General features: G+C 44.2%; 14 protein-coding genes. 8 read left to right on the top strand and 6 right to left on the bottom strand.

Features of this window, described 5'->3' with window-relative positions; genetic code table 11:
- The first annotated feature begins 4 nt into the window (after nucleotides 1–4).
- A complete protein-coding gene (gene trxA / locus BHV83_RS13740; RefSeq protein WP_005867529.1) occupies nucleotides 5–322 on the top strand; it encodes a thioredoxin in 318 nt (105 codons plus the stop codon).
- Between the two features lie 60 nt (nucleotides 323–382).
- Here trxA and mnmC2 read toward each other — a convergent pair whose 3' ends face one another.
- The gene (gene mnmC2 / locus BHV83_RS13735; protein ID WP_087880432.1) at nucleotides 383–1,042 is read right to left on the bottom strand and encodes a tRNA (5-methylaminomethyl-2-thiouridine)(34)-methyltransferase MnmC2; all 660 of its coding nucleotides are present in this window, start codon (nucleotides 1,040–1,042) and stop codon (nucleotides 383–385) included.
- A gap of 70 nt (nucleotides 1,043–1,112) precedes the next feature.
- On the opposite strand from mnmC2, the gene BHV83_RS13730 reads away from it, so the two are divergent.
- Both BHV83_RS13730 and BHV83_RS13725 read left to right on the top strand, forming a co-directional pair.
- On the top strand, nucleotides 1,113–3,506 hold the full coding sequence (locus BHV83_RS13730; RefSeq protein WP_057326204.1) for a TonB-dependent receptor: 2,394 nt from the start codon (nucleotides 1,113–1,115) through the stop codon (nucleotides 3,504–3,506).
- A gap of 132 nt (nucleotides 3,507–3,638) precedes the next feature.
- Nucleotides 3,639–6,287, top strand: a complete 2,649-nt coding sequence (locus tag BHV83_RS13725) for an ATP-binding protein (RefSeq protein WP_057326205.1) — start codon at nucleotides 3,639–3,641, stop codon at nucleotides 6,285–6,287.
- Here BHV83_RS13725 and BHV83_RS13720 read toward each other — a convergent pair.
- Together BHV83_RS13720 and BHV83_RS13715 are read right to left on the bottom strand one after the other, a co-directional pair.
- A complete protein-coding gene (locus BHV83_RS13720) occupies nucleotides 6,282–7,289 on the bottom strand; it encodes a sensor histidine kinase (protein WP_057326206.1) in 1,008 nt (335 codons plus the stop codon). The two genes, BHV83_RS13725 and BHV83_RS13720, sit on opposite strands and share 6 nt — an antisense overlap.
- The gene (locus tag BHV83_RS13715) at nucleotides 7,286–8,650 is read right to left on the bottom strand and encodes a sigma-54-dependent transcriptional regulator (protein ID WP_009275379.1); all 1,365 of its coding nucleotides are present in this window, start codon (nucleotides 8,648–8,650) and stop codon (nucleotides 7,286–7,288) included. Before BHV83_RS13715 ends, BHV83_RS13720 begins: the two co-directional genes overlap by 4 nt.
- Before the next feature lie 216 nt (nucleotides 8,651–8,866).
- On the opposite strand from BHV83_RS13715, the gene BHV83_RS13710 reads away from it, so the two are divergent.
- A complete protein-coding gene (locus BHV83_RS13710) occupies nucleotides 8,867–9,472 on the top strand; it encodes a DUF4858 domain-containing protein (protein WP_008772812.1) in 606 nt (201 codons plus the stop codon).
- On the opposite strand, the gene nudC is transcribed toward BHV83_RS13710, so the two are convergent.
- The gene (gene nudC, locus BHV83_RS13705) at nucleotides 9,443–10,216 is read right to left on the bottom strand and encodes an NAD(+) diphosphatase (RefSeq protein ID WP_009016882.1); all 774 of its coding nucleotides are present in this window, start codon (nucleotides 10,214–10,216) and stop codon (nucleotides 9,443–9,445) included. The two genes, BHV83_RS13710 and nudC, sit on opposite strands and share 30 nt — an antisense overlap.
- A 213-nt stretch (nucleotides 10,217–10,429) precedes the next feature.
- Here nudC and BHV83_RS13700 point away from each other — a divergent pair, with 213 nt between their 5' ends.
- Complete coding sequence (locus BHV83_RS13700) at nucleotides 10,430–12,817, top strand: ABC transporter permease (protein WP_039848539.1); 2,388 nt, start codon at nucleotides 10,430–10,432, stop codon at nucleotides 12,815–12,817.
- Here the strand turns inward: BHV83_RS13700 and BHV83_RS13695 are convergent.
- On the bottom strand, nucleotides 12,756–16,865 hold the full coding sequence (locus tag BHV83_RS13695) for a hybrid sensor histidine kinase/response regulator transcription factor (RefSeq protein WP_057326207.1): 4,110 nt from the start codon (nucleotides 16,863–16,865) through the stop codon (nucleotides 12,756–12,758). The two genes, BHV83_RS13700 and BHV83_RS13695, sit on opposite strands and share 62 nt — an antisense overlap.
- Before the next feature lie 162 nt (nucleotides 16,866–17,027).
- Between BHV83_RS13695 and BHV83_RS13690 the strand changes: the two genes are divergently transcribed.
- From BHV83_RS13690 to BHV83_RS13680, 3 genes are all read left to right on the top strand, one after another.
- A complete protein-coding gene (locus BHV83_RS13690) occupies nucleotides 17,028–19,424 on the top strand; it encodes a TonB-dependent receptor (protein WP_048927128.1) in 2,397 nt (798 codons plus the stop codon).
- Nucleotides 19,425–19,658: 234 nt separating this feature from the next.
- Nucleotides 19,659–20,696 carry an AAA family ATPase gene (locus BHV83_RS13685; RefSeq protein WP_005867516.1) on the top strand — a complete coding sequence of 346 codons (1,038 nt, stop codon included), beginning with the start codon at nucleotides 19,659–19,661 and terminating at the stop codon, nucleotides 20,694–20,696.
- A complete protein-coding gene (locus tag BHV83_RS13680; RefSeq protein WP_005867515.1) occupies nucleotides 20,689–21,240 on the top strand; it encodes a hypothetical protein in 552 nt (183 codons plus the stop codon). The genes BHV83_RS13685 and BHV83_RS13680 overlap by 8 nt, the downstream gene beginning before the upstream one ends.
- Nucleotides 21,241–21,502: 262 nt before the next feature.
- Here BHV83_RS13680 and BHV83_RS13675 read toward each other — a convergent pair whose 3' ends face one another.
- Complete coding sequence (locus tag BHV83_RS13675; protein ID WP_009016878.1) at nucleotides 21,503–24,667, bottom strand: DUF6383 domain-containing protein; 3,165 nt, start codon at nucleotides 24,665–24,667, stop codon at nucleotides 21,503–21,505.
- Nucleotides 24,668–24,786 lie beyond the last annotated feature (119 nt).

Raw genomic sequence — 24,786 nt, 5'->3', positions numbered from 1 at the left:
CAAAATGGCACTACAAATTACAGACGCTAATTTCGAGGAGTTGGTTAACTCCGGAAAGCCCATGGTTCTTGACTTTTGGGCAGAGTGGTGTGGCCCTTGCCGCATGGTATCTCCTATCATTGATGAGTTGGCAACCGAATACGAAGGTCGTGTGACGATCGGTAAAATGAACGTTGACGAGAATGACGATGTAGTCGGACAATTCGGTATCCGCAACATCCCTACCGTTCTTTTCTTCAAAGACGGTAAGATGGTTGATAAAGTAGTAGGCGCTACGGCTAAGGATAAGTTCGTAGAAAAGATCGAGGCAATGCTTAAATAATTGAAAGTTGAGAATTGAGAATTGAAAATACCGAGGAATACGCTCTGTAACTTTCAATTCTCAATTTTTACCCCTAAGTATATGTCGCTTGCCCGGAGGACCGGGAAGACGGCTCATCTCAAAACCAGCCGCTTGCATACCTCTGCGTACCTCTCCTTTTGCGCAATAGGTTACGATCACTCCGCCCGGTGCGGTATGAGCATACAAACGATTATAGATTTCCTGATTCCACATCTCCGGTTGTTTCTCGGGCGCAAATGCGTCGAAATAGATCAAATCGATATCATCCGGTAGTTCACAGGCGTTACTATTTCCTTCTATTTTATGAAGTGTAAAGCGCTCTGAGATTGAAACGGGAGTATTCCACTCCGCCTCATGCAAGGCTAAGAATAACTCTTTTCTCTCCGGCCAGATCAGCTCCCCATAATTCAAGGCACGAATCGTATCTAAAGGAAGCGGGTATAACTCCACTGTATGATAATCAATATGATGTGCTTGAGATAGCTCGACATCCTTCAATGTCAAGAAGGCGTTCAGCCCTGTACCGAAGCCAATCTCCACGATTCGGATAAAGTCTTTTTCAAGCGCATGCAATCCCGCCTCTATAAATATATGTCTTGATTCCTGCAGGGCCCCGTTCACGGAATGATAATGTTCATCCATCGCCGGAATATATAGCGTATGGCTTCCATCCGCCGTTATCTGTAATTCTTTCTCCATATGTATGCAAAGATAATACATACGAATCAGAATAATACTTATCTTTACCGCTATAAATATGATATAAGATATGGATAGACGCCATCTTTACTTCTTACTATTCTTATTATGTACCATACAAGCCGCTATCGGTCAACAGCGCTCCTTCTCTATCAAGGGAGTTGTAAAAGACGCATCGAGCGGACAGCCGATACCTTTCGCTAACGTAGTGGTATGGAACACGACGCAAGGGGCGGTCACCGATTCCACCGGATTATTCGAGATATCCGGCATATCACCCGGAAGCTATCGTCTCCAATCCTCCTTTCTGGGATATAAGCCATTCGTTACCGCCGAATTCAGACTAGCGAATAAAGATATATTCTTCCCGATCGAGCTAGAGGAAGCCAGCCAGAATCTGCAAGAGGTTAGCGTAGTAGCCTCTCCGTTCCGTAAAACCGCCGAAAGTCCGCTAGGACTTCGTGTAATCGGTTTCAAGGAGATAGAGAAAAGCGCGGGAGGAAACCGGGATATCTCCCGGGTAGTACAAACCTTTCCGGGAGTAGCGTCTACGGCAGCGTTTCGTAACGACTTGATGGTAAGAGGAGGAGGTCCCTCGGAAAACCGTTTCTTTTTGGATGGCGTAGAGATACCGAATATCAACCATTTCTCTACCCAAGGAGCCTCCGGAGGTCCGGTCGGTATTATCAATCCCGATTTTATCCGGGAGGTCAACTTTTATTCGGCCGCATTCCCCGCATCCAAAGGGAACACTTTAAGTTCGGTATTGGATTTTAAACTACAAGATGGGAATAAGGAGAAATTCTCATTGCGAGGAGTCCTAGGAGCCTCAGATATCGGTGTGTCCGCTAATGGACCGCTAGGAAAAAAGACCACTTACCAAGTGTCTGTTCGTCGCTCTTACCTTCAATTCCTTTTCGATATGATCGGCTTGCCGTTCTTACCTACTTTCACGGATGCCCAATTCAAGATTAAGCACTCCTTCAACCCCAAGAATGAGCTTACAGTTCTCGGATTAGGGGCGATCGATGATATGAAGCTGAATACAGGAATGAAAGACATGAGCGAGAAAAACCAATATATCCTCTCTTACTTGCCGGTCGTAAAACAAAAAACGTATACCCTTGGAGCGGTTTATAAACACTATGCCGGTAAAAATCTCTACTCGGTCATTATCAGCCGTAGCCAGACCAACAATAAGAATATTAAATACAAAGACAATGACGAAAGCAAGGAAGAGAATCTCTCCTTAAATTACCGTTCGGATGAGATCGAGAATAAGTTCCGAACGGAAAACACGTTCCGCTTACCATTCATTCAATTGAATGTCGGAGGAAACATCGAATACGCCCAATACACGAATGACACCTATCAAAAGCAATTTACCTCTATCCCCCGTACCATCGTATATCAAACAGACCTTGGCATATGGAAGTGGGGTATCTATGCCACGGCTATTTATGAGAGTTATAACGAGCGGTTTACCGCCTCTTTAGGTGTTCGTGCGGACGCAAACAATTATTCCTCGGATATGAATAATTTGTTAGATCAGTTATCTCCTCGCCTATCCTTATCCTACCGCTTGTCCGATCCGCTTTATATAAACGCGAATATCGGACGCTACTACGAGCTTCCTCCTTATACGACATTGGGATTCAAGGATAATGAAGGTAATTATGTAAACCGGACAAATCATTTAAGCTATATCCGAAGCGACCAAGCCGGATTAGGCTTGGAATACCGTCCTACCTCATACTTGAAATTCACGGCCGAAGGATTCTATAAACATTATGATCGTTATCCGATGTCCATACTCGACAGTATCCCACTCGCGTCGAAAGGTACAGACTATGGTGTCTTGGGAAATGAGGCCGTATCGTCTACCGCTACAGGGCGAGCTTATGGGCTTGAGATCATGGGACGTTGGTATAATTATAAAGGGCTTACTTTCATCGCATCCTACACTTTGGTAAGAAGCGAATTCAAGGATGGGAGAAATATGGACACTTATCTTCCCTCGGCTTGGGACAATAAGCATCTGTTCACGTTTAGCGGGACTTATTCTTTACCCAAGAACTGGGACGTAGGCGCCAAGTTCCGGGTAGTAGGAGGCGCTCCCTATACGCCTTACGATGTAGAAAAGAGTAGTTATGTAGAAGCTTGGGACGCTAATAACGGGCTATACTATGATTACAGCCGGTTTAACAGCGAACGGCTCAAGCCATTCACGCAGTTAGATATCCGTATCGATAAAACATTTTACTTCAAAAAGATCATGCTTGGAGCCTATATCGACATCCAAAACATATTGAATTCCAAATACAAAGAGCAAGACGTATATATCAAAACGGGTAAAATTATCAACCCGGAAGCTCCCATATATGAACAACGGTACGAATTAAGACCGATAGAACGTCTTACAGGAACGCTTCTCCCAAGTATCGGAGTGATGATCGAGTTATAGATTTTAGGCGTAATAGATTCTTTTTATTTTGAATTTCAGCAATTAATCATAAATCTTTTCTATTTTTGTGGACTGTATGAACAAAAAATAGTACTTTAATCGCAAATAAGCACATGAATAGGTAGGTAAAGAATGACATTATTAAAATACTACATACGATTCGTACTCTTTATCGTGTTAAGTCTGGTCTTTTCTTTCCACTTATACGCTACAGATAATGCAGGCCCTATTTTAATCATTAGCTCCTACAATCCCGATACACGTAATACGACCGCCAATATTTCCGAGTTTATGGAGGAATATAAGCGGGGAGGTGGTATCTCGCCGGTGGTTATCGAGAACATGAACTGTAAGAGCCTCCCGGAAGCCCCCTTATGGGACGGTAAGATGAGAGGTATATTGGATAAATATAAGGAAAATAACACCCCTCAGCTTATCATTATCTTAGGTCAAGAGGCATGGGCTTCTTATATCTCCCAAGAATACAAGCCTAATATACCGGTTTTATGCGGTATGATCAGTAAGAATGCGATCTTATTACCCGACTCGGATTTAAATGTCGCCGAATGGGAACCGAAATACATCGATATCCAAGAGTACGTAGATAAAGGTTTACACCTTGGCGGGTTATTGTATTCTTATGACGTAAAAGAAAATATCCGGTTAATACGTAAGTTATATCCCCAAACTCAAAATATAGCATTAATCACCGATAATACCTACGGTGGTTTAGCTATGCAGACCTTGGTAAAAAAGGAAATGGAAAATATCAAGGATCTGAACTTGATATTACTGGATGGAAGAAAGAATAATATCTACACCATCGTTGAGCAAATCAAGAACCTGCCGGATCAGACCGTGATATTGATTGGTACATGGCGTGTAGACGTGAACGACGGGTATTATGTTGGAAATGCCACGTATACCATGATGACCGCCAATCCCAGAATCCCGACATTCACATTGGCATCCGTCGGCATAGGGCACTGGGCCATCGGAGGTTTCAGTCCCAAATACAGGCCTATAGGTTCCGATTTGGCGAAAGAGGCTTTAAGTATATTGGAAAAGAAAATCGCCCCTAAAGATATCCATCCACAAATCATTCCCAATGGATATATGTTCGACGCTTCAAAGATCAAGGCTTTTGATATCAGCAGATTGTCATTGCCCCACGACGCTACTATTATCAACGAGGACCCGAGCCTATTCTCCAAATACAGGTTCGAGATCTTGCTAAGCGTAATCACCGTATTATTTATTTTCCTGATTATGATATTAATCTTCTTTATCCGGACCAATAAACTGAAAGATAAGTTATTGGATCTACAGAAGGATAATATACTAATCATGAATAATATCCAAGCTTCCATCTATTTCATCAAGCCGGATTATACCGTAAAATGGAGAAATGAGGTAGAGTTCCATGACTGTATCCCTGAATTCGGTCCGGCTAATTGCTTCTTGGTCAAGAACGGAGTAAAGCCTTATTGTACCCGTTGCACGGTCGCAAAGGCCATGGAAACCAAAAAGCAGGTCGATATCACGAATGAGTTCGGCGATGGAAAGTATCTTCATATTTTGGCGAACCCTGTATTAGACGAGCACGACAACCTTATCGGGGTTATTTTCAAGAAAGAAGATGTGACAAAACAAAAACAGGCGGAGAACGAACTGAGGAAAGCGAAAGAGAAAGCGGAAGAGTCCGATCGTTTGAAATCCGCGTTCTTGGCGAATATGAGTCATGAGATTCGAACGCCATTGAATGCGATCGTCGGTTTCTCCGGATTATTGGCCGTAACCGAGAATATGGAGGATAAAGAGGAATATATCAATATCATTAATAGCAACAACGACCTGCTATTGCAATTGATCAATGATATTCTCGATCTAGCCAAGATAGAGGCGGGTACGCTAGAATTCGTGGATTCAGACGTAGATGTCAATCAACTATTCTCCGATATCGAGCAGTCTTCCCGTTTGAAGGCGCAAGATGGTGTGCAGGTATGCTTTGTCGAGAAGATCCCGAATTGTATCTTACGCACCGACCGTAACCGGGTCTCCCAAGTCATTACGAACTTTATCAACAACGCCATCAAATTCACGACTCAAGGTAGCATCCTGTTTGGCTACCGCCATAGAGATGATGAGTTGTATTTCTATGTAAAAGATACGGGATGCGGTATCGCCAAGGATAAGATCGGTCAAGTTTTCACCCGTTTCGTTAAGTTAAATAGCTTTGTGCAAGGAACGGGGCTAGGATTATCGATCTGCCAGATGATTATCAAGCGTCTGGGTGGAGATATAGGGGTGGAATCAGAGCAAGGAAAAGGTTCTACATTCTGGTTTACGTTGCCCTATTCGATACTAGAGATGCAGGAAGTCCCGCATGAGAAACCAAAGACCGAGAATGTACAGAAGAGCCAGTCATCCAAATCTGCAACCCTATTAATAGCGGAAGATAACGAAAGCAACTATACTTTATTCCAAGCCATGTTGAAAGATTATAACCTTATACACGCATGGAACGGGGAACAAGCGATCGATTTATTCAATAAATATCAACCGGACTTAATCCTAATGGACCTAAAAATGCCGATCGTAGACGGCTATGAGGCTACACGGGTAATTCGGGAAAAGAACCAGTCCATTCCTATCATCGCCGTAACGGCTTTCGCCTTCGCGGAAGATGAGGAACGGGTAAAACAAAGCGGATTCTCCTCTTACATCGCTAAACCGATCAAGCCGGATAAGCTAATCGCATGTATTAATACTTATTTATAGAATCCGTTTGGTAACAATCGGAAAACGCAAAACGAAAGAGGAACCCTTCTCTACTTGAGAGTCGAGACTAATACTTCCTCTATGACGGTTCATGATCTGCCGGCAAAGACTTAATCCGATACCGGAACCTTTAGATTTAGTCGTGAAGAAAGGCACGAAGACCTTGTCGATCGCCTCGGGAACAATTCCGCTACCATTATCAATCACCGAAATAATAACCATGCCGGCTTTTTGGACAGCCTCCACGACTATTTGAGGAGATAAGGACTCTTCACAAGCCTCTATCGCATTTTTCAATAGATTAATTAATACTTGTTCCACCATGATCCGGTCCGCATATAAATTCAAGTCTTCCGGCTTTACATGAAAGAAGAGGATATCGGATTTCTCCGGGAATAGAAGCCGGATATCGTCAAAGAGAGCCGAAACCGAGAAGTTTCGTAAAGTAGGTAAAGGCAGACGGGTTAATTTCCGATAATTCTCGACAAAATCCAATAACCCCTTACTTCTTCGGTGGATCGTTTGCATGGCTTGTACCATAATAGCGTAGTCTTTCTCATTCATGCCATTTATCGTCGCACGCTCGGCTACCGTCTCTGATAAAGAGATTACCGGAGCGATCGAGTTCATGATCTCATGCGTCAATACCCGGATAAGTTTCTGCCATGCCTCGGTTTCCGCCTCAGCGACCACCGAATTATACAATCGACTCCGTAAAGCCTCCAAGGCAGCGTTCATAGAAGAGGCCAAAGCCTTTTCGTCTTCCGTCATTGAATCGGAAGGATAAAACAGGCTCAGATCCCCGTAATGAATACTCTCTATCAGGTATTCCATCCGCTTAACAGTCTTTTGCTGATCCTTATATAAGAAAACCGAAAGCGCAAGAATACAAAATCCGAACAGCACGGGAATAAACAAAAACCCTTTCAGCATTAAGAATGAGGCAGTAAAAGACAATACCACGATCCCCAAAATACGAGCGAACAACAAGTAACGTATCATAAGCCAAATTTCTCCAATTTACGATACAAGGTAAAGCGGGTAATCCCTAGAAGCTCGGCGGCACGAGTGATATTCCCCTCGGCACGACGTAAGGCACGTTCGATCGCTTCTTTCTCCAATACCGTCAGATTTAACTCATCGGATGGTTCCTTATCCCTAAGCGGGACAGAACGCAGAATAAAGTCTTCCGGCCTTAGCCAATTACTTTCAGACAAGATAACCGCCCGTTCAATCGCATGTTGCAGTTCACGTACATTACCAGGCCAAGCATAATTATGTAGCTTATTCTTCCCATCCCTGTTAATGCCCTTCAAGTCTTTCTTATATTTACGAGCATACTTCGACAAGAAATGTTCAGCCAATAAGATCACGTCATTTCCTCGTTCCCTCAAGGGAGGAATATGTAACTCGATCGTATTAATACGATATAAAAGATCTTGCCGGAAAGTACCTTCTGCCACAAGATGATGGATATTCACGTTCGTTGCGCAGATCAACCGGATATCAATCGGTATGGGTTGCGTTGCTCCCAAACGGGTTATCTGTCGTTTTTCCAAAGCGGTCAACAGTTTCGCTTGCATGGAAAGGCTTAAGTTCCCGATCTCATCCAAGAACAAGGTGCCACCGGAAGCTACCTCCATTCGTCCCGGCTTTTCCTTACGGGCATCCGTAAAAGCCCCTTTCTCATAGCCGAATAATTCACTCTCGAAAAGTTGTTCCGGAATAGAGCCCACATCGATCCCGACGAAAAGATTCCCCGAACGCGGAGATTGATGATATAAGGCGCGGGCAACTAAATCTTTACCGGTTCCATTCTCCCCCAAGATTAATATATTGGCATCCGTATTCTTTAATTTATCGACCGTAGCGAAAATAGCCTGCATCGGTTCGCTTTCACCGATGATCTCGAAGCCAGCATCCTCGGGTGAACTAAGAATCTCAACTTGTTTCTTTAAATTTCGCACTTCCGCCCTACTCTCCCGAAGTTCCAATGCCGAAGAGAGTGTAGCGAGTAATTTCTCCTTTTCCCAAGGTTTCGGGATAAAGTCGGTAGCTCCCGCCTTAATCGCCCGCACGGCCTTATCCGTATCCGAATAGGCAGTCATAAAAAGAACCACCACGTCCGGGTCTATCTTCTTTATCTTCTCCAGCCAATAGAAACCCTCCTGACCACTAATAGCATCCCGTTTGAAGTTCATATCCAACAAGATAATATCCGGGATAAAAGTCCGCATGAAATGATCGATGCGCTCCGGTTGCGTAGCCACTCTTATTTGTTCCATATAGGGCTCCAGTAATAAATTAAGGGCAAAAAGAATGTCCTCATTATCATCTATAATTAATAGTTTTCCCTTTTTCATAAGCGCTGAACTAGTTTGTGATGCCTCAAAGGTAGGTATTAAATCAATGGAAGAAGCGTGCGTAATCGAACGATTATCGTGCGCAGATGAACTGTTAAATTAATAGTCCGCAAAGAGGGTTAAGATTAAGTAAACGGTAAGACTATTTAAGCGAAAGAAAAAACGAGGAGAAAGAAGGAAGACTATCTTTGAACACAATTAACAATTCAGGCATTCATGAGACCACTATTGATTGGATTTTTCGTCTGTATAAATATACACTTAGGCTATGCGCAATGGACTGAGCAAGATTCGATCTGGCTAAAGGATGTATTAGCAGGCAAAGATTCCATCAAATTGAACCCTGAATTCCAAAAAGCAATCCAAAGCGGTTCTTTCCTCAACCCGGAACCAGGAAAACCGATGGGGAAACCTCAACTGGCCGCTCCCAGCAATATCCCTATCACCAAAGATTTCTCAGAATATATCCAACAAGACGATACGACACACCGAAAAGTAGCATTGAAGGATTTACCGCCATCGGTATTCTGGCGACATAATCCACCGTATAAAAAGATACTGCCTGTCTATCAATCTATCTTAGATGAATTGAAAAGGACTCCGTCCAGTGGTCGTACCTCACTAGCTACCTTCGATCTAGGAAGGATGACCAGCCGGAAAACATATGTCCATAAACGCAACGCAAAACGCAACGGAACTTGGCAAAACTACGGTAACCTCCCTACCCCGGATGTCATCTCTAAAAGGAAGAAATTCGAAAGACAACAGGCAGAGGCCGCAAAAAAGGACTCCTCATTGATGATCCAACCACCAATCGATTAGCTTACGGGCCAAGCTCAACTTACGGGGGATCTCCGGTAAGTTATCTTTGGTATAGAAGGCACCAGAACTTAGTTCCTCATCCTGCAACTTAATTTCCCCACTTACATAATCCGCTACAAAGCCTACCATCAAGCCACTCGGATAAGGCCAGGGTTGGTTTCCGAAATAAGTGATATTATCGACCTCTAAACCCGTTTCCTCACGGACCTCCCGACGCACACACTCTTCCAAGGTCTCGCCAACTTCTAAGAATCCGGCCACTAATCCATGGAAAGTTCCCCGGAAATTACGGGCATGTACCAAAAGAATCGAATCCTCCTTACGGATCAAGACGATCATCGCTGCTGAGATTGTCGGATAAATCTCATGTTTGCAAGAAGGACATTGCTTCATGATCGACGTAGTCTGTACGGTAGGAGTACCACATACCGGGCAGAAACGGCTATGGCTATCCCAATAAAGCAATTGAAAAGCCTTACCCGCCTTCTCGTAACACGCTCTCGAGATATAATCCCAAGAGGCACGCAACCCCATATGTACGTAACGGTCATTCCCCTCCACCGGAGTATCCAATTCTGCCGTACGCGCGGGAAGTCCATCCCGGTAATCAACCTCCAGCGTATGAGAAACCGGAACTGGGGGATTCTCGCCATAAGGGATGGTATACGTATCATTCTCTTTCTGAAGCAACAGTTGGTCTTTATAAAAAAGGAACCAATAACAGAGTTTATTTGAAGTTTCCATGCTGATATTTCCGAATTATCTTTCTATATGTAAAACATCCGCAAACTTACGAATTAAAATCAAATAACGTGCGAAAGCGAACGTGCACCGTGCGAAGGCACACACAATCGTTTCTAAGCATTTTTCTATTATCTTATGATTAGCAGAACGTTACATCGATGGCACATTATTTGCTTCTTTTCTAAAAAATGAATATATTTAAAACCTGTTACAATGAAACTAATGATTCGAAACTTACTTTATCTATTCAAGCGGTTTAAGACCGCCGTCGTGTTAAACCTCTTCGGCTTGACAATCGCTTTCGCCGCCTTCCTCCTGATAGTAATGCAGGTGGATTACGAGATGAATTACGATGCCATGCACAGTAAATCGGGCAGAACCTTCCGGCTAGAGGCAAATCACGGAGAATTCGAGCATAACGCCATCCATTGCCTAATGTTTAGCGATGCTTTTGTTAACTCATCCGCTCATATCACGGATTACTCCTACCGTTATCCATTCTACGGAGGAGAACGGTATTGCCAAATCGACGAGGTAGACGATCAAGGAGAAGCGAAAGTATTTAAGGAAAACTTCCAGCTTTGTCTACCCAATATCTCAGATGTCTTTGATTTCCACATGAAAGAAGGTTCCGTCGGATGCCTATCCATTCCCGGCTCCGTACTCATTCCGGAGAGTGTCGCCAAAAGGCTGTTCGACAAACAATCCGCTATCGGTAAACGTATCCGGATGTCCGGCAGTAGTGGCTGGCAACCTGTAAGTACCACGATACTTACTATTGGGGGTGTCTATAAGGATTTCCCGGGAAATACTACAGTACAAAACCGTATTTACGTCCCGATGGACCAACTGGATCTATTAAAAAGTTCTTGGCAAATGTATGCCAACGAAATATACGTCACGCTAGACGATCCCCTAAATAAAGAGGAGGTATTGGATCATTTCAACAAGACTTTCGATTTCGCTAAAAGCCAAATGGGTTCAGCGCAAGAGATCGCATTACGTCTAACCCCCTTAAAGGAAGTTTATTACACGCATGATACAACTTTCGACTTTAATCCGAAAGGTCACCGGGAGACAAATTATGTGTTACTGGGTATCGCTTTCCTCATCTTATTCATCGCCGGAATCAATTTTACCAATCTCACAACCTCGTTGATTCCCCTACGATTGAAAACGATCAATACGCACCGGGTATTAGGATGCTCCATCTATAAGTTACAAGCCATCTCACTGATTGAATCGATCGTGATCTGCTTGATATCCTACATTCTCGCCTTATTCATCGTAAACGATTTGTCTTACACACCGATCGCTAATTGGGTAGATGCGGATATACGTCTTAGTCAATACAAAGGCCTGATCCTTCTCACTGCACTGATCGCTATCTTGACGGGTTGCTTGGCGGGACTTTATCCAGCTATACGAAGTACCTCCTATGCGCCAGCCTTGGTACTAAAGGGCTCTTTCGGTCTTAGTCCCAAAGGGAAAAAAGTACGTGTCGCCCTGATCGGTTTCCAATACACGGTATCGATCGCCTTGATTATTGTCACCTTATTCATGGGACTTCAGAACCATTTCATGACCTCTAGCGAGCAACTAGGATTCAATAAAGACCAAGTAGCCATCGTGAACCTGACACCGGAGATCTACGCCAAGCATAAGCCCCAATATATCCAGAAACTTAAAGATTATCCGGGAATAGAGGATGTGGCCTTCTCCGTCTACGAGTTATCGAAAGAAGATGACATGATCGATCTCGAATATGCCCGTCATGAAGATAAGGATGTATTCTTCAAGGTATTCTATGCCTCCGAGAATTTCCTTTCCGTCATGGATATCCAAGTAGAGGAAGGAAGGGATTTTACACGGGAGGATTTAAACAAGGCACAAAGTGATTATATCATCAATCCGGCGGCAGAGCGGGATTTCCACTTACATCCCGGAGATCGTTTCAATGATCGTACGGTTCTAGGAGTCAGCAAGGATTTCCGGTTTAACTCTTGCCGGATCGCAAGCTCGCCTTTCGTATTCGCATTGAATAACGATATACCCAATCCTAAATTGGTATCCTATATCCGCTTCAATTCGAAAACGAATTTACAGGAAGCTGTCGCCCACGTCCGGGAAACATTGAAAGAGATCGATCCGACTTTCCCTTTCGAGATCTCTTTCTACAACACCATCTTAAACAATTTATATCAGAAAGAACAAACACTGGGTAAACTAATCTCCCTATTCGGAATAATGGCGATCTTGATCTCTATCGTAGGTGTATTCGGACTCGTGCTATTTGAGACGCAATACCGCCGGAAAGAGATCGGTATCCGCAAGATCAACGGAGCGACTACCGGACAGATTCTTTTGATGTTCAACAAGACTTATATCCGGATCGTCTCCGTTTGCTTCATCATCTCGATCCCAATAGCATGGATGGGAACACAACAGTGGCTAGAGAATTTCGCTTATAAAACACCACTCCATCTTTGGGTCTTCATCGTAGCTTTCCTAATCATTCTCTCGGTTACGATCGGTACCGTTACTTTCCGGAACTGGCAAGCGGCGAATGAGAATCCTGTGAACTCGGTGAAGTCTGAATAAACTCACTCGGAGTGATCCCGTAAATTTCTTTAAAGCAACGGGTAAAATAGTTCGGATCGGAGAAGCCGACCTGAGCAGCTACCTCCCCGATCGAATAAGCGTGCTGCCCCAATAACTCGGCGGCACGCTTTATACGTATATTACGGGTGAATGAGGAAGCGGAGCAACCAGTAGTAGACTTTAATTTCCTAAATAAGCTGGCACGGCTCATCGCCATCTCGGAACAGAAAAGCTCTACATCAAACTCCGGGTCCTGCAAATGGGCCAGAACGACCCTTGTCACTTTCGAAACAAATTCCTTATCCGGATCGGCGATGGTTTGCTCCGGAGTACGCAAGTCGAACCGATCCCTGAAATATAACTTTAGTTGCTCACTACGTTTGAGCAGATTCTTGATCTTCGCTTTTAGGACAGCAAGACTGAACGGTTTAGGCAGATAATCATCCGCTCCGGCTCCATACCCTTCCAATTGTTGACGTTCTTCCGCTAAAGCAGTCAATAGGATAACCGGTATATGGGCCGTCCGTTCATCCATTTTCAAAGCCTCACAACATTCAATCCCATTCATGACCGGCATCATTACATCCGAGACAATCACGTCCGGTAGGATCTCCATGGCTTTCTCCAAGCCGACCTTTCCGTTTTTCGCTATCACGACCCGGTAATCCGTTTGAAAAGCATTCATCAAATAACGACATAGATCCTCATTATCCTCTACAAACAAAAGCGTTTGTCGTAGATTCTCCGGGACCGGGTTTGTTCCTTCCAATGGAACTGATTCCCGCAAAGATGCCTCTTCCATTTTAGGTTCCGAATACTCCAACCACTCCTCAGGATAAGCCTCTTCCGATATAGGCAAGGCAACCGTAAAAACAGAACCTTTCCCCAATTCACTCTCACATTGAATGGTTGCCTTATGTAACTCCAATAGCTCTTTTGTGTACGCAAGGCCGATCCCCGAACTCTCCGAGCGGCGAAACGCTATCGATTCCCCCTTATAATATTGATCAAAAATATACGGTAACGATTCGGGGGGAATGCCGATTCCACTATCCGTAATTCGTAAAGTCATGACCGCATCGGATGAGCTTTGCTCCAATAAAGCGGAAAAGCTTACCGAACCACCATCCGGCGTATACTTAAATGCGTTCGACAGTAAATTATATAGAACCTGCTCTAGGATATTCTTGTCAAAATAAGCGATTGAGATATCCGGGGCAATCGAATACGTAAACGCAATTTTATAGGAATCGGCCAAAGGAATAAAGGTTTCCGAAATCTCCTTTAAGAATCGACTGAGATCCGCACAAACAATATGCGGGGAAGGAACTCCCCGGGTCAATACCGATAAATCCAGTAATTCATTGACATGCCGAATCAAGCGATTGGTATTCCGGGAGATCGTACGCAAAGTTTCTTTATCTCCACAAGATTCTTCTGAACCGGAATGCCGTTCCAGATCCTCCGTCAATCCCTTGATTATCGTCAGAGGGGTACGAAGCTCATGAGAGACATTCATAAAGAAACGAGTTTTCAACGCATCTTTTTCCTCCAGTTCTTGCTTGGCCTGTTTCAACAGCCGTGTACGTTCTTGTATCTTACGCTCCAACTCGGCTTGGCGAAGCTGATACCAGCGCACCCGGCTCTTATAGGCGATATACAACAGTACGCATACAACCACGAATACCAGCAAAATAAACCACCACGTCCGCCACCAAGGAGGAAAGATCCTGACAGGTTCGGTAATGGGAGCGCTCCAATAGGAACCATTGCCGGAAGTTTCCACCCGAAACACATAGTTTCCCGGTGGTAGGCGGTTATATATAGCCGTACGATCGCTGGCGTCCACCTCCCGCCAATCCGTATCATATCCATCCAGACGATACCGGTATCGGATACTACGGGGATGAGAATAATCGAACGCGATAAAACCCACCTGTAAACCTTGCTTCTCACGTGAGTCTCCGATCGTGAGGTTCGTGATTCGCAAAGACTCAGGTATTTTTCTCAAACCGTCCGTTAACTGAACGGGATCAAAAGAAACGATCCCCTCATTACTGCCAAATACAAGTTCACCCGATTTGCGCTTACAGCAAGCGCCACCCATAAACTCATTCGATAATAAACCGTTTGCCGTCGTATAATTAACGATATGCCGGTTTTGTATATCCAAGCGACTCAGCCCTTTATTCGTGCTGACAAACAGGATGCCCGGCTCACCTTCACGGATTCCTCGTACGATATTTCCCGATAAGCCATCCTGTACCGTGAAATGATCAAATCGCCCGGTTCGCTTGTCGTATTGATCCAACCCCGCATTCGTACCGATCCACAAATAACCGGAAGAGTCCACAAACAGACAATGAATATGATTCGACGCAAGGGGATTCATCTCACCCGGTATATATCGATACGTGATAAGTGCTCTCGTCTTCGTATCCCACACCCGAAGCCGCCCCTCATCCGCTCCTCCCCAAAACCAAGATTCTTCGCTCACGCATAAGTTACATAACTCCGACAACGAGTTGATCGGATAATCATAAGAGACTTGGTAATCCGGTATAAAAGGGCGGATTCGGAAATCATCCAGATTCAACCGGTCCGGGTTGGCGTCTTGATAACTGATCCATAGGTTCCGCTCCGAATCCTCACGGATAGAACCTATAATCTTTCCGGATAAAGAGGACGGACTTTTTCGGGGTGAGAAGGTAAAACGCATATCTACCCGGGAAGTCTTATGGTTAATCCGATCTAATCCCCTAGAGGTCGCAACCCAAAGATTCAGGTCCGAATCCTCATAAACGGCTAGGATATGAAGAGAAGACAGATTCTCTTTTTCCGTGTATCCCAAGGTATATCGAAACAAGGAAGGTGTTAAATCCGCATGGCTCACCCCATACGTGGAATGCCCCGCCCACAGATGATCCGAGTCATCCAGAAACAAACAGGTAATCTGGTTACTGCTGATAGAATGTGCGTCTTCCGGCACGTTCCTCAACTGTCCCATTTTCCTCTCCTTCGGAGAATAATAAAAAAGACCTTGATTGAAACGGCTATCATCAAACCAGACCGTTCCGTCCTTACTCTCGAAGATGGATCGCACTTGGCATTCTCCCGTAGGTTCCAGATCCTCCGGCCGGTCAAAGAAATGCTCACATCGCAAGGCAAGCCGGTTCATCCGGCTAATCAAGCTTACCCCCTTATTATGTCCGATCCAGAAATCACCATCACCGGTCTCCAAGAATTGATATACCCGAGTATCCTCACGACCGACAGATTGGAAGATCTCTCGCTCTCCCATATCAAGCGAACGAAAAGCCCCTTCACGTCCCGTACCTAACCACATATAATCAAACCGGTCGATATAGATCGCGTTAACGCCATTCAAATTGCCGGCATTGATATCCTCCCGGTCATTTGTCCGTATCGTATAATCTTGAAAGTGGTTTGTTTCTTTGTCATACAAACTAAAACCAGCTAAAGTCCCTACCCAAAACGAATGATCCGGCGCCGAATACAAACAATTCACAGGAGACGACGAGACTACCGAACCCGCCGGCGAAAGGCGTACCAATTTCTTCTCTTTAGCATCATACTCCAACATCCCGTTCTCCGTACCTATAAAGATATGTCCCGGAACGGAGGCCGAGAAACAAGTAGGACTACCATACACACGTAACTGTTGTCGAAGCCATTCTTTCGTGAAATTCAAAAATGTATCCGAACCTCTGTCATAACGGCTAATCCCACCCGAGGAAAAAAAGATCCAGATACCTCCATCTGAATCCTCGAATAATTTATCGATAGAACTGCTTTGTATACTTTCCGGACAATCCGGTACGGGCAAGAATACTTTAAACGTATATCCATCGTAGCGGTTCAAGCCTTCAGTCGTCCCGACCCAGACATACCCGGTACGATCCTTCAAAATAGAGGTCACCGAGGAAGAAGAAAGCCCGCTATCCATTGTTATCCGGTCAAAAATAACGTTGGTAGCTTGCGTTCTCGTTACCATAAGTACAAACAGCAGTAAAAGGTATATTCTCATCCATTCATCCGATTAATGCCCCAAATATAAAGATTAAGTGGGTGAAAATCACAGAAAACAGAAAGATTGAACGATTTGTACGGTATTATGAAACATATGTCCGGCCCGCTCCCTCCCTATTTCCCTAGCTTTGCGGTATCAATTCTAAAACGAATGTAAAATATGAGAAAACTTTTTCTATCGCTAGTATTCCTTAGCGCACTACTATCTATCCATGCGAATCCGGGTATTAAAGGAATCGTAATCGATCAAACCACCCGTAAGGCATTAGACTACGCTCACGTTGTATTATATGATGGAGATCATATCGTCGAAGAAGCTATGACTGAAGCGAACGGTTCTTTTCTAATCCAGCCCGTAAAACCGGGAACGTATTCGATCCGTATCCATTTTCTGGGATATGATGTTTATATGGGAGAGGAGTTTATCCTTACAGAGCAAATCAAAGATCTGGGTATTATCCCGATGCAAATGCTTGAGGTAGGCTTACAGGAAGTGGAGGTCGTAGCCAACAAGAAACAAGTCATCTATAAACTGGATAAAAAGATCATCGAGGCTTCTTCCAACCTGCTTTCCTCGGGAGGAACCGCTGTCGATATCCTAGAGAACACGCCTTCCATCCGGGTGAACGCCGAGGGAGAGGTTACCTTCCGGGGAAGTAGCGGATTCACGGTCTACGTAGATGGAAAGCCCAGTATATTTACCGGGACCCAAGCCTTGGAACAGATCCCGTCCGGACAAATCCAGAATATAGAGATCATCACCACCCCGTCCGCCCAACATGATACTGGGGGTGATGTCGGGATCATCAATGTCATTACCAAGAAGAACTTCGGGGAAGGGCTGAGCGGAGTAATCAACCTAAGCGGGAATACGGTATGGAGCCGGACCTTGGATTTCTTGTTGACCGGACAAAACAAGGCGTCTCAATGGCGTATAGGCGGTTATGTGGGAAACCGACTTCGTAAAAGTCATTTTACCCAAGAGAAAACGACGTTGGTAAACGATACGACAACGACTTCTTATTCCAATGGCCCCCGTGAAAGTAACGGCTACGCATATATTCTCAACGGAGGTTGGAGCTATACGCAAAAACAAACGACTTTTTCTATTAACGCGGAAGGCGGATATGCCGGACTCAAGCGAAAAGGAGATCTGGAATATACGGAAGAACGTTCCGCTAATGGCGAGCAATTCGAGAACGGAGAGTTCAAGAGCCTTGACGACTTTGATATCCATGAGACTTTCGGACTAGGGAATCTGGCCGTGGATCATAAGTTCAATGATAAGGGGCATAACCTTAGCGGTAGCTTCTTCTTGAAATATGGAGGCGACGCTCTGGAATATTTCCAAAGCGATCTGTTCGACAAAAACAACGTACGCCAGCAAGGTCATCGTGCGTGGGAGGCCGAACATCGTTGGACCGTCCGTGCGAAAGCCGATTATGTATTTCCATACAGCAAAACCGGACAAATCAAGGCGGGTTATCAATATTTCTCATACTCGGAAGACGGCGATTATAGTATGCAGTTTTGGAACCCGGATACCAAAGAGTTCTTCTGGCGTGACGATATTTACAACACGTTCTATTTCCAACAAGGGATCAACTCCCTTTATGCGATCGTTGGGGATAGCTACCGGTCTTTTGATTTTCAAGTAGGATTACGGGGAGAACATACGCATCAAGTATTACGTAGCTCCAAAGATTGGGCGAACCGCCTACAAAGGCGTTTTGAGTTGTTCCCATCCGCCCATATCGGTTATAACCTCACACAAAATCAGAAGCTTCTATTCGCTTACAGCCGTCGTACGACCCGACCAGAGCTTTATTTCATGGAGCCATACATCACTTACAAGGATTACTATACAGCCGAGATCGGTAACCCGGATATACGCCCAGAGTACATTCATTCTTTCGAGTTGAATTATTCCTTGACTTCCGGCGACAATGCCTTGTCTGCCTCCCTATTCCACCGAACCCGCAAAGACAAGATCGAACGATTACGGGTTCCTTACCAAGCCGGGGTTACCTTGGATTCCATGGCGAACGTGGGACATGATTATTCCACCGGAATAGAACTATCGGGCAGTTTGCAGGCCACCAGTTGGTGGAATACGCAAATAAACGGTAGCCTTTATCACTACCGGGTAGAGAACGAGTATAAGACGGACGGGAAGAATGAGACCAGTACCAATTACGAGATCGCATGGAACAACGCTTTCACGACCGGGAAATACACAAGGATACAGCTTGACGGCAATTTCGTAGGCCCTTCCGTAACCACCCAAGGAAGAACCCAGTCGTTCTGGTTTGTCAACCTAGCGATACGGCAACAATTCTTCAAACGGAAGTTGACGGCCACCCTCTCTTTCCGGGATGTCTTCAATACGGCCCGTTATGTCAATACGATCACTTCCTCGAACTTGATTTCCAAAACACGAATCCGGCCCGATTACCCGTTGATAGGCTTGACCCTTAGCTATACGTTCAACCAGTTCAAGCTAAAGAATGGCTTATCCAACAATTCAAAGGATTTATTCGAGGGGACGAATCATTAATACCGAATTACCCTACTTTCAAAGTAAGCTAGCTTCGTTGGCAAAGTAAGCTAATTAAAATGCCCAAGTAAGTTAACTTACTTTGCCAACGAGATAAACGTAGTGGTCCTTATATCTTGTTTACCGAGGATAGAATACATCATTGGGTAACTGTAACTTTTTTGAATCCAACTTTGTTACTTTCCAATTTTAAGTTACTTTTGTGAACACTTAGTTAAAAATGAGGTATATTCAATGATTAACAGCATATTACTGACTAATTTCACGGGCTTTGCAAACAATCGTTTCGATTTCACCGAAGGAGTAAATGTCCTCATCGGCAAGAATGGTACCGGCAAGACACACGTGCTTAAATGCTTGGCTGCCACCTTGCAGGCACGTCACGACTTCCTCGGCAAGAACTCTGCTTCCAAAGAGCAGTTTGAGTATATCTTGGCGGAAGATATGATCTATTATTTCAAGCCGGACATCATCGGCAATTTGGTCAGCAAAGGACTACCTTCCGGTAGGGCGAACATTGCGGTTACGATAGATAGCAAGGTATTGCAATATAGCTTTTCCTCTGCAGCCAAGACGACTGTGAAATTGGAAACGGACGAGAAGTGGAACGACCGTCATTTCATCTACATCCCTCCTCGTGAAATGTTCTCTTTGTTCGAGGGTTTTATCGGTTTGAGCAGTAAGCGTGAGATTTCATTCGACCAGACCTACATCAATCTAGCACACGCATTGGCTCTCCCCGTATTGCGTGAGTCTGAAGATAATCCGTTGAGACCGGCTGTTGAGTTGTTGGAACGGGAATTGCAGTTCAAGGTGCTGCAGATGAACGGACGTTTCTATATACAGACGGAAAGTGGTAATATGGAAGCGCATTTGGTGGCAGAAGGTCTTCGCAAGTTGGCCTCTATCTTATACCTCATACTGAATGGGGAAATTAATGCGAACACCATTCTGTTCTGGGATGAGCCGGAAGCCAATTTGAACCCGGCTCTTATCAAAGTGGTGTCGAAGTTCATCCTTGTGCTTCAGGAATGTGGTTTGCAGATTTTCATCGCTACACACGATTATTTGCTTACACATACGCTTTCTCTTTATTCCGAGTATAAAGAACACACCGGTGTATCTGTCAAATTCTTTGGGCTGAAAAAAGAAGGCAAGGGAATCATTGTAGAGGAAAGCGAAACCTTGGCAGGCATACAGAGCAATCCGATTCTGGAGGAATATGCAGCCTTTTACGACTTGGAACAACAATTCATCAGCAAATATGAGTAATTTTCAGGAAAGCGGCATAAACTTCAAGTTTCAATCTCCCAAATGGAACGTTGTCAAGTACGACGAACATTTGGCGCACAAAAAAGTAAGCAATGCCTTGCAGCCTACCAAAGCGGTGGACTTTTTAGGTATTCATGACAACAGACAGTTGTTTTTGGTAGAAGTAAAGAATTACAGAGGGCATACACACGATGCAGAGACTCAGGAAGTGCTTCAGGCAAAAGGCGAGGAATTAATGCGCAGGATTGCTGTCAAAGTTAGGGACACAATCGCCACGGTAACTAATTCTGCTCGTTTTTCGACCAATGATGAGGATTTTTTTACCCGGATTAATCAGTTGCTACTTGATAATCAGAAAAAGATAGTCATTATTGCCTGTATAGAACTAGACATTGCTGGTGAAAAAGAACACAAAGCCCGTATGAGTGTCTGGATGCAAAAATTAAAGCAAAAGTTGGCATGGTTACATGCGGCTAAAATTTCCATCAATCCGATTGAAAATATCTCTGCTGTCTTGCCGGATACGGAAATCTTGTTCGTGTAATCTCCCGGCAAACTTTAGTGACCTTTGTTGCCGGTCTTTTATTAGTCCGTCTTTTTCTCTTCTGTGGATTCCCCAAAAGTAAGCCCCGATCGAATAAACGACCGGGGCTAATTCTTTTCCCGCTTTCCTTCCTCACGGAAGTACTAAGGGATGAACTTTAATTTATTACTTTAGTATTAATATTAATCCATTCCCGCTTGTTCGCCCTCACGGGATACTTGGGCCGAGGCCCTCACGGGAACTTAATATCGTCATTATATTTTTATTTAACTATTGTCTTAACAGCGTTCTCGCCTTCTACGGCTACTGCGATGATTCCAGCAGGAACAGCGATCGTAGCGTTGTCGGAAGCAAGAATAGTCTCGGCTACTACCTTACCTAAGATATTAGAGATAACCACCTTCTTACCGGCTGCGCCTTGGATCTCTACGATACCATTGCCACCTATTACCTTAACACCGGCAGCGCCATCAGCTACAGACTCGTTGGAAGTAGGATCACCAGCAGTGATCGTGAACTTCATGGCGCTATTCTTATCAGTACCCCAAGCCAATTTGTCGTTGAGGCCATATAAGTAACGACCTTTCTCCTTAACGGAACGGATCACATACATACCCTCATCGTCAGCGCATTGGATAATCTGAACCTTGAAGTTATCCAAGCCGCCTAATACGCCTTCGTCGTCAGCATTTTTAGCAACTTTCACTTCCTTACCCTTTACTACCGTAGAGATCGTATCGTTGTTTGCCTCGATAGAAGCAGACTTGAAGATAGCCTTAGTAGCTTTTTCAGCCCATTCATATTTCTTGTCGTACATGCCGTCCGCTACATAATAGTCCACAGAATCCTTCGGATTGAACAAGAACAAGCTTCTATTAGGATCTTCCGTACCCTTAGAGATATAGAAAGAAGGAACGATCGCTTTCGTATCGGTTACGCGCAAATAGAATGAGTATTGCTCATTATTCACTACGATACCCTCTTGGTTCTCGTTCAAGGAGATATAGTTGCCTAACTCGCTTACCAATGAGATATGGCCATTCTTAGCGGGATAGCTGATTTCCGGAGCTTCCTCGATCAAGTAAGTCTTTAATGTCATGTCTTGATTATTACCCGGCAATGCATAAACTACGGATGGAGTTGTATACACATACTCGTCATTGTTATACTTAACAGCTACTACTGATTTCGTAGTCTTGCCAAATACAGTTGTAACATTCGCATTCGTACTTGATACAGGAATCAAATAAACAGAGCCATCAGCAGCTTGTTTAATAACGAACTTAGCCGCATCTGCCGCAGCCATAACGTCTGCACCGTTAACATGGGTACTAGTACCTGTACCTTGCGGGAAATAGGCATTAGTCTCTATACCATCATTGATATAGCGCAATTGATAAGCATAAGCATAGCCTTTATCGCCCTTAGCCTGTACGGTCACGTGGTTACCTCTATTGTAAACGAAGCTACTCTCGATGATCGTCTTCGGAGCCTCGTCTTTGATCAATTGCCATTGAGCGGCATCGGATACGCTGTTGGCGAACTTACCATCAGCATTCAATTTGTAGACATTACTATTATTGTCTTTTGTAACAGCGGTATACCATTTATTGGAAGTCACGTTGTTGTCGCGAGCGAAAGCCATTGTTACCAAAGTCTGGTCATCTACGTTCAAGAAACCTGCGTATGGATCAACTTCTTCTACTTTCGTCAACTCCACTAACAGACGCTTAAACTCTACGGTCTGAGTCGAAGCAGTCTCACGGTAGGTATTCTCATCAACATAGATAGGAGTGATATCCCGAGTTGAAGGAACAGCTGTCTCATATACATTCTCACCCAAATCTGTTTTAGGGAACAATGTCGTAAGGAAATGATCACCTGTCTCACGATTCGTGAAAGTGATCTTATAAGTATCATCCACGCTTGTAATCATCCATTGATAAGCCGGAGTCTCTGTCTGTGACAACACCTTCGCTTTTGCGACAAGCTCAAAACTACCATTATCAACCGCAGAAGTCAAATATTTTCCATATACGCTCTTCACATCCCCTTGCTTACCGCTCAATACACGGATCGTATAAACAGCTGCCTTAGCCTCCTTGTTCAACAACTCGATACCTTTCTTCGTACCGGCAACGCCCAACTTAAAGATGAACTTATCCGTCTTGTCTGAAGTGTTAGAGATCGTAGTCAAGTAGAAATTATCATTATGCTGCAAAATCTCCAACTTGATTTGAGCATCCTTATGATCGGCCTTGCTACCTTGTATTCTGAAACGGAAACGATCCAGATTCAACTCATACGGATAAGATTCCACGTAACTCTTTTGAACACGGAAACAAGCGTTATGGATAGAAATCTCGTCACCTTGTGTCTTCCAAGCCGCACCTGTTCCTACATACAGGTTCAAGTCACCAATTTCCTTCTCTACCAAAGAGAAACCATCACCATTCGCACGTCCGGCGTTCGTTCCCTCCATTGTCTCTGTAGAGCTTGCAACCAAAACCGTAGCGTTCAACCACGCATTATAGTCCCTAACCACTTGGTCACTATTATCTAAAGCTGGAGCATTTTTCGTAAAGAAGTACATACCGGCAGGAATCTGCAAGTCTGAAGAAGATCCTGAATACCCCGGGTATTGTGTAGCATCAATCGTAATTGGGCGAGCCAAATAACGAGCTACCACCATTTTGTCGTTAAACAAGTTACCGATAGGTTCTTCACCTTGATCTTTAAGACGTTTAGAAACGAAAGAGAAACCAGATGTATTGTACAATGCGTTCAATTCCTCTGAATTCGTCAACAACTCAGACTTAACCTCGTAAAAGATCGGAGCCGCAATCGTCGTAGATACTGTTGACACATTACTACCCCAATTCAAGCCGTTGAGAGGAGTAGAAGATGAATAAATATACAAATTGTTATTCGTGCCAGAATATGCACCTCCCGTAAGAGCAGAAACAGAAGATCCATCAAATACGAAATCCTTATTCGTATTCTTATCCTCTACTTTCGTGTTTTTCTCTATAGCCGTAAAGCCGACATTAACCCTTAAAAGCTTTCCTGTCTCAACATTCGTAAAATTGTAAGAGAAGAAGCCTTTCGGAGATTCAGTTATGCCAACAGTCCAAACATACTGTTTAACATCATCATTATCAGCAAGAGGCGTAGATAATCCTATCGTAGACTCTGTAATGGTGCTACCCGATAGCTCATGACCATAAGCCTCATTATTCGTCTGATCATTAACAAATACATACTGGTGTCCAGCCTTCAATTCCGTAGCAGGCGTTGCGGTAAACGTCCCCTGTCCATTCACAAAGCCAGCCAATTGCTGAATAGAACTTTGCGCCCAAGCACTACCGCACAACGAACCCGCCATCAGCAGACCCGCCGTAAACAATGTAGAAATCTTTCTGTTCATAAATCGAAAATTTAAATATTAATAATAGTGTTAATTGAATATCTATCAAATCCTTAATCATCCTTCGTCTATACCGAAACGACTAGTTTAAACGATCGTTTAGACTAGTCGTTTACTAA

Source organism: Parabacteroides sp. merdae-related_45_40 (assembly GCF_001915675.1).
Note: the sequence above shows the minus strand (reverse complement) of the source record. Positions and strands in the feature narration are given on the sequence as shown.